Here is a 7,159-nt window from a genome sequence, read left to right on the forward strand (position 1 = left end):
GCAAGCCGGGATGTCGTCCAGACAAGGCCCATGGAGGGGGTCGGACCCACCGGTGCCGGGCACCAATGAGTCAGATGGCGGCAAATAGGCGAAATCGCGCCGCGTTGCAAAGGGATTCGTCAGGGCCGGGCGGGCTGGACCGTGATGCTGTCCAGATCGATCGTTTCCAGCCCGCGCAGCAGCGCCAGCGGTTCGCCGTCGGCCTTGACGATCACGCCGTCGTCGGTGACCTCGCTTGACAGGGCGGTCTCGGCCCCGCTCGTGTGCAGGATCAGGCTGTCTTCGCCCGGCGTGTAATCCATCACTGTCACATCCGCGCCCATGACCGCAAAGGTGTCCGTGCCACTGCCGCCGTCAAGAACATCGCCCGCGCCGCCGGTGACGTGGTCCGCGCCGGCGCCGCCGTTGACGAAGTCGCGGGTGGCGCTGTCCTCGCCCGTGGCGCCGTCGACATGATCGTCGCCATCGCCGCCGTGCAGGACGTCCGCGCCCGCGCCGCCGATCAGCGTGTCGTTGCCGAAGCCGCCGAGCAGGGAATCCGCGCTGGCCCCGCCCGTGAGGCTGTCGTCTCCCGCGCCGCCGATCAGTTTGTCATCCCCGTCGCCGCCGTCCAGCAGATCGTCCCCAAGACAACCATGAAGCGTGTCCGCCCCAGCGTCGCCGGTCAGGCTGTCGGCCCCGTCGTAGCCGTGCAGGATATCCGCGCCCGGCCCGCCGGCGCGGATATCGTCACCTTCACGTCCGTCGATGTGATCGTCGCCATCGCGGCCCGCGATCCTGTCGGCCTCCGCGCTGCCATAAAGTTCGTCGTTGGTGTCGCCGCCCTCGACAAGCTGGACCAGCATGTCGGCCACCGCGCCGTCCGTGTCGCCGGCGCGGTCCGGGGTGGTGGCGTCGGGGTCGGGGCTGTCGTCGGCCTGACCGCCGTCTTGGGGCGATGTTTCGACCAAGGCCGAGCCCGCAAGCGCGAGCCCCATGAGACCAAGCAAGGGAAACATACCCGACTCCTTTCAAACAGACTGACAACACCGACTGGTATCAACGGGTCGGCCAGTCCGTTGCCACACGCCAGCCGGGCACCCGCAGCGGCGGACATACCAGTTTTCACGATGGCCGGCGCGACCAAAATGAACCCAGGGTTAATGCCACGGTTCGGGGGCCTGGCTGTAGGCGATATACAAAGGGTGCCGCGGATGGCCGTGCTTGGTCAGGCCAAGATGGAACAGCGGTGCCTCCGTGGCCCTGAGCAGGGCTGCCACCTGCCGTCCCCGGTCCAGATGGGCGCCATGGCTGCCCCAGGCGCAGATCACCCGGTCGGCCCAGAGCGCGCCCTCGTGGATGGCGGCGTCATTCTCGGGGCCGACGGGATCGGTGGCCGCGCGCATTTTCCGGGGGTCGGTGTCGCGCCAGGCGAAGATGTTGGTCACGCGAAAGCCGCCGAAGCCCAGCGTGCGCGCCCGACGCTCGCAGCGTTCCACGGTGGGGTCGTTCTGAACCTCGGTCGCGGTCGAGGGGTTGAGCATGACGAAGAGCGCCTTTTCGCCCGCCGGGTCCCAGACGCGGGTGAGGGCGTAGCGATACCGCGCGCACTCGGAATAGACTGCGGTGGAGGGCGCGTCGCCCTTGGTATGGGTGCGGGTGATCATGGGGTTGGTTTTGCCTCGGAGTGCCGCAGAAGGGAAGGGCAGGGACGCCGGACGCCGCTGTTTGCCGGGGCGGCCCGGCAAATGCACCCCGCCCACCGTCCCGTCAGTCGCGCACAAAAACCCGGGCTGGGTGCAGTTCGCCGGCCTTGAACACGCCCACCGCGATGGCCGTGTCGCCGTGGGCGGCCCAGCATTCGTCGCCATAATCGACATCGCCGATGACCATCGCGGGATTGCCGTTGCGCAGCCGCGCGATACTGGCCTCGGGGCAATGGACCCGGGGCACTTCGTCAAGCCCGTCTTCCAGGGGCCGCAGATGGGCGTCCAGCTCGGGCGACTTTGCCTTTTCGTCAAGCAGGTCCATGGCGATGCCCGCCTCTGCCATGAACGGCCCCGACCAGATGCGGCGCAGTGCCGTCACATGGCCCAGACAGCCCAGCGCCTGGCCGAGGTCGCGCGCGATGGCGCGGACATAGCCGCCCTTGCCGCAGGTCATTTCCAGCACGGCGTGGTCGGCATCGGGGCGGTCGACCAGCAGCAGTTCCTCGACCCAGAGCGGCCGCGCGGCGATTTCGAACGTCTCGCCATCGCGGGCGCGTTTGTAGGCCCGTTCGCCGTCGATCTTGACCGCGGAATAGGCGGGCGGGACCTGCATGATCTCGCCGACAAAGCCGCTCAGGGCCTGCTTGATCTCGTCGTCTGACGGCCGGCTGTCGCTTTGCGCCACGACCTCGCCCTCGGCATCGTCGGTGTTGGTGGCCTGACCGAAACGCACCGTGAAGGTATAGGCCTTGAGCGCATCGGTGATATAGGGGACGGTCTTCGTCGCCTCGCCCAGGGCCACGGCCAGGACACCGGTCGCCTCGGGGTCCAGCGTACCGGCGTGGCCGGCCTTCCGGGCGTCGAAGGCCCAGCGAACCTTGTTGACCACGGCCGTCGAGGTGATCCCGGCGGGTTTGTCCACCACCAGCCAGCCGGAAATGTCGCGGCCCTTGCGTCTGCGCCCCATGGCGAGCCTCCGATCAGTTGAGAGCGCGTGGGTTAGTCCGCGCCGCCGGGCACGTCAACCGCCCCGTCCGCCGCGGCCAGCACCCCGACGATGGGCCCGAGCGCCCAGCCGAAGTCGCTGCGGCCCAGTTGCGGGGCGTGCAGGCGGCTGACCTTGCCGTCGAAATAGAGCGCATCCGGCAGGTTCAGCCGGTCGCGGAAGAGCGTCGCGAAATCGTGGAAATTGACCGGCCCTTCCGAGATGGCAAAGACCGCGCGGTCGCCGCGCGCGCTGGTGCCGACCCCGTTGCGAATGTAGCGCGAGGTGCCGCCGGGGATCAGCCGCGGATGCAGCGCGCCGTCGCGCACCAGCATGGGGCCGGACTGGGTGGCGTGGCGGCAGCCGGGGCGCTCGGCCTGGTAGGCGCGGGTCTCGATCACGCGGGCGCTGGCTTCGGTGATGCAGAACACCCCGTTGGGCAGCAGGCCGAAGTTGCCCGGCCCGGCGGTTTCGATCACGCGCATCTCTTCGCGCCCGTCCTCGATGTAGTGGCCGACCGGGCTGCGATCGTCGTGATACATGCCCGCGTTCATGCCAAGGGCCAAGGGGCGGCCCGTCTGCCGTTCGACCGCGCGAAAGCTGCCAAGGATATCGCCATCCTCGTCGCGCAGGAACAGGCGCAACTCGTCGCGGGCCGGGTCCACCTCGCAGATGGTGAAGGCCTGGTCCAGGTGGGTCACCTCGGCGCAGTCCACCGCCGCAACAGGGGCCGCCCAGAGCACCACGAGGGCCGCCAGCGCGCGCATCAGTCGTCGAGGTCCTGACGCACCTTCTCGTCGGCGAAGATCTCGCGGGTGCGGTCCATGCGCTCGAAGGTGTCATCGACGCGGAAGCGCAGCTCGGGGACATGCTTGAGCTTGATCTGCTTGCCCAGGATGTGGCGCAGTTCGCCCTGGTGGCGGGCGAGGCGCTGCACTGCCTCTTCGGCGCCGTCGCCGCCCAGGGGCAGCACGAAAGCGGTGGCGATGCGCAGGTCCGGGCTGACCCGGACCTCGCCCACGGTGATGGACATGCGAGACAGGTCGGGGTCGTGCAATTCGCCCCGCATCAGCACGTCGGAGAGGGTCCGGCGGATCAGTTCGCCGACGCGCAGCTGGCGCTGCGAGGGACCGGAATTGCCTTGAAGCTTGTTCTTTGCCATGCCGCCCATGTAAGGCGTCCGCGGATGGATGCCAAGCGCGGTGGCGCAGGCCGGGCGCAAAGGTGGGCGCAAACGTGACGGAAGGACAGGACAGATGACCGACACACCGGGGATCGTGATCACGGGCGCATCGGGCCGCATGGGCCGGATGCTGATCGAGACGGTGGCAGCTTCGGCGGCCTGCCACCTTGTGGGCGCGCTGGAACAGCCGGGCCATGACTGGATCGGCCAGGACGTGGGGGTGGCCATGGGCGGCCAGCCGCTGGGGGTGACGGTCACCGACGATGCGGTGTCGGCCTTCGCAAAGGCGCAGGCGGTGCTCGACTTCACCGCGCCCGCCGCGACGGTGGGCTTTGCCGAACTGGCCGCGCAGGCCCGGGCCGTTCATGTGATCGGCACGACGGGGCTGTCGGAGGATGACCTGGCCCGCCTCAAGACCGCCGCGCGCCATGCCGTCATCGTGCGGGCGGGGAACATGTCGCTTGGCGTCAACCTGCTCGTGCAACTGACCAAGCGGGTCGCGGCTGCGCTGGACGAGGCATTCGACATCGAGGTGATCGAGGCGCATCATAACCGCAAGGTTGATGCACCATCGGGCACCGCGTTGATGCTGGGCGAGGCGGCCGCCGAGGGGCGCGGGCAGACCCTGTCCGAGGTTGCGGACCGGGGCCGCGACGGGATCACCGGCGCCCGCAGACCCGGCGATATCGGCTTTTCGGCAATTCGCGGCGGTGACATCATCGGAGAGCATGACGTGCTGTTTGCCGGGCCGGGCGAGCGTATCGTGTTGCGCCATGTCGCCAGCGACCGGCGGTTGTTCGCCAAGGGCGCGCTGCGTGCCGCGCTCTGGGGCCAGGACCGCAAGCCCGGTGAATACGACATGATCGACGTGCTCAGGCTTGCCGACTGATCCAACCCGCCGCGCCCCGCGTACCCCCGCTAGGTAGCAAAGATTGGGGTGGCGCGATGCGTGCAGTTTTCCTTGCCCTGGTTCTGGGCGTTTCGGGCGGCGGGGTCGCCGCCTTCGAACGGGTGGAGGACCGCGACCGTTTCCTGGATCTTGTCGCCGACAAGGAGCTGCGTCTGGGCCTTTTCGGGGTGAGCCTGCGCGTCGGCGCGCAGGGCGGCATCGCGGGCACGGCCGCCGGTTGGGATGTCACCGGCACCTGGGCCTGGCGCGACGGCTACTTCTGCCGCGAGATGGACTGGTCCGGCACCCCCATTCCCTATAACTGCCAGCTGGTGGAACAGCGGGGCGGCGAGCGCATCCGCTTTACTGTCGATCAGGGTAACGGACGGCAGGCGACGTTCAGACTGCGCTAGAAATCGATCGCGATTCCCTTCTTTTCCCAGTCGCCGTAGCGGACGGGCTCCGGCCCGTCACGGCCGCCCAACTCGACAGGGCGATCCTCGGGCGCGGCGGCCTTGCGGCGTTGCTTGGCCTCGGCCAGGGCGCGCTTGGCGGCGGGGGGCAGGTCCTTGGGCGTCTCGGTCATCTTCATGTCCTTGTAAGGCTGACGCTGCTGATATAGGCCGCAGCGATCCATCGGCCAAGGGGGCACCATGTCTCGGGACACGTCACAGCAAGGACTGCCGCCGCGCCGCGCGGCGCTGCATCTGCTCGACCAGGTGACAGGAGAGCATCGCCCGATGTCCGAGCTGCTGTCCGAGGGCGTGCTCGATCACCTCGGCCCCGAGGATCGCGCCCGCGCCCAGCGCCTGGCCAGCGAGACCCTGCGCGGTTTGCCGCGGGCCGACCGGCTGCTGGCGCGCCTTCTGCAGAAGACACCGCCGCTGCATGTGCGCAATATCCTGCGCCTGTCCACCATCGAACTGGCCGACGGCGCGGCGGCGCATGGCGTGGTCAACGCCGCCGTTGCCATGGTCGGGATGAACAAGCGCACCGCGGGCATGAAGGGGCTGGTCAACGCCGTGCTGCGCAAGGTGGCCGCCGACCTGCCCGAAGGCTGGGACAAGCTGGCGGTGCCGCGGCTGCCGAAATGGCTGCGCGAGCCGCTGAAAGAGGCCTACGGTCCGCAGGTGGTGGCGGATATCGAACGGGTGCATTTCGCGGGTGCGCCGCTGGACCTGACCGCCAGGACCGATCCGCAGGCCGTGGCCGAGGCCGTGGGCGGCACGGTTCTGCCAACCGGGACGGTGCGTCTGGCTTCGGGCCAGCAAGTCACGGGCCTGCCGGGGTATGACGCGGGCGACTGGTGGGTGCAGGATGCCGCCGCCGCGCTGCCCGCGCGCATGCTGGACGCGCAGCCGGGCGAGCGGGTGCTGGACCTCTGCGCCGCGCCCGGCGGCAAGACGCTGCAACTGGCCGCGACCGGGGCCGAGATCACCGCGCTGGATATCTCCGAACCGCGCATGGGCCGTGTGCGCCAGAACCTGAAGCGCACCGGGCTGACCGCGGAGCTCGTCGTCGCCGATGCCTTGACCCACGAGGCCGCGCCCTTCGACGCCATCCTGCTGGATGCGCCCTGTTCGGCCACCGGCACAATTCGCCGCCACCCGGACCTGCCGCACGCCAAGGACGGGTCGGAGTTCCTGGCTCTCTTCCAGCTGCAAGCGGCGCTGATCGACCGGGCGCTGGCCCTGCTGCGGCCCGGCGGGCGGCTGGTCTATTGCACCTGCAGCCTACTGCCCGACGAGGGCGAAGTTCAGGTCGAAGAGGCCATGGCGCGCCACCCCGGGCTGCATGTCGGGGCCAGTGATCCGCCGGGCATCGACCCCGCCTGGCACAGCCCGGCGGGCGGATTGCGCCTGCGCCCCGATCACTGGGCCGAGCGTAGCGGGATGGACGGGTTCTACATGGCCCTGCTGCGAAAGCCTGCGTGACTTGATCCGCCCCGGCCTGTATAAGACCGGGCAACACGAGATGCGGAATGCACCCGTTTTTCGAGGCAGCAGCATTGGCCAGAACGACTCCCAGAGCCCGGCCGGACCGTGTCACGGTCCTGGACAGGCTGCATGCGCGGCTGGCCGCGCAGGCGCGGCCAGCGACGGGCTTCGTGGCCTTGCCCGACCCTTGTTTAATCGGCCAGGTCGCGCGCGGCCAGCAGCTTCTGGCCGGACAGGTCCTGATCCGTGGCACCCTGGTCCAGGCCGGTGGGCGTTCGATCTGGGAGGCCGCCGAAGAGGTCGCACGGGGGCCGGTACCGGTGCAGGGCTTCACCTGGCTGGACGATCTGGCGGCGGTGGGCGACGCGCGGGCACGGGCCGTGGCGCAGGCCTGGCTGGCCGACTGGATCGTGCGTTACGGTGCGGGCCGGGGGCCGGGCTGGACGCCGGAGCTGGCCGGGCGGCGCCTGATCCGCT

9 protein-coding genes and 1 pseudogene are annotated in these 7,159 nt (G+C 69.5%); 4 read left to right on the forward strand and 6 right to left on the reverse strand.

The window, feature by feature from the left end; genetic code table 11:
• Nucleotides 1-119 precede the first annotated feature (119 nt).
• The 5 genes from ACH107_RS14125 to rbfA all read right to left on the reverse strand — a co-directional run bounded on the left by ACH107_RS14125 (nucleotide 120) and on the right by rbfA (nucleotide 3,835).
• Nucleotides 120-998, reverse strand: a complete 879-nt coding sequence (locus tag ACH107_RS14125; RefSeq protein WP_412506370.1) for a calcium-binding protein — start codon at nucleotides 996-998, stop codon at nucleotides 120-122.
• Between the two features lie 141 nt (nucleotides 999-1,139).
• Nucleotides 1,140-1,646, reverse strand: a complete 507-nt coding sequence (locus tag ACH107_RS14130) for a DUF1643 domain-containing protein (RefSeq protein WP_310690697.1) — start codon at nucleotides 1,644-1,646, stop codon at nucleotides 1,140-1,142.
• 103 nt (nucleotides 1,647-1,749) lie between these two features.
• Entirely contained in the window at nucleotides 1,750-2,655 is a 906-nt protein-coding gene (gene truB / locus ACH107_RS14135) for a tRNA pseudouridine(55) synthase TruB (RefSeq protein ID WP_412506371.1), read from the reverse strand.
• Nucleotides 2,656-2,687: 32 nt separating this feature from the next.
• Entirely contained in the window at nucleotides 2,688-3,440 is a 753-nt protein-coding gene (locus ACH107_RS14140) for a phosphodiester glycosidase family protein (protein WP_412506372.1), read from the reverse strand.
• The gene (gene rbfA / locus ACH107_RS14145) at nucleotides 3,440-3,835 is read right to left on the reverse strand and encodes a 30S ribosome-binding factor RbfA (protein WP_310690694.1); all 396 of its coding nucleotides are present in this window, start codon (nucleotides 3,833-3,835) and stop codon (nucleotides 3,440-3,442) included. Before rbfA ends, ACH107_RS14140 begins: the two co-directional genes overlap by 1 nt.
• A 94-nt stretch (nucleotides 3,836-3,929) precedes the next feature.
• On the opposite strand from rbfA, the gene dapB reads away from it, so the two are divergent.
• Nucleotides 3,930-4,745, forward strand: a complete 816-nt coding sequence (dapB, locus tag ACH107_RS14150) for a 4-hydroxy-tetrahydrodipicolinate reductase (RefSeq protein WP_412506373.1) — start codon at nucleotides 3,930-3,932, stop codon at nucleotides 4,743-4,745.
• Nucleotides 4,746-4,801: 56 nt separating this feature from the next.
• A complete protein-coding gene (locus ACH107_RS14155) occupies nucleotides 4,802-5,158 on the forward strand; it encodes a dihydrodipicolinate reductase (protein WP_310690692.1) in 357 nt (118 codons plus the stop codon).
• On the opposite strand, the gene ACH107_RS14160 is transcribed toward ACH107_RS14155, so the two are convergent.
• Complete coding sequence (locus ACH107_RS14160) at nucleotides 5,155-5,331, reverse strand: DUF1674 domain-containing protein (RefSeq protein WP_412506374.1); 177 nt, start codon at nucleotides 5,329-5,331, stop codon at nucleotides 5,155-5,157. The genes ACH107_RS14155 and ACH107_RS14160 overlap by 4 nt on opposite strands.
• Nucleotides 5,332-5,398: 67 nt before the next feature.
• Between ACH107_RS14160 and ACH107_RS14165 the strand changes: the two genes are divergently transcribed.
• Together ACH107_RS14165 and ACH107_RS14170 are read left to right on the forward strand one after the other, a co-directional pair.
• Complete coding sequence (locus tag ACH107_RS14165; protein ID WP_412506375.1) at nucleotides 5,399-6,679, forward strand: RsmB/NOP family class I SAM-dependent RNA methyltransferase; 1,281 nt, start codon at nucleotides 5,399-5,401, stop codon at nucleotides 6,677-6,679.
• A 74-nt stretch (nucleotides 6,680-6,753) separates the two neighbouring features.
• Nucleotides 6,754-7,159, forward strand: a pseudogene (locus ACH107_RS14170) (heparinase); the annotation flags it as partial.

Source organism: Roseovarius halophilus (ex Wu et al. 2025) (assembly GCF_047086965.1).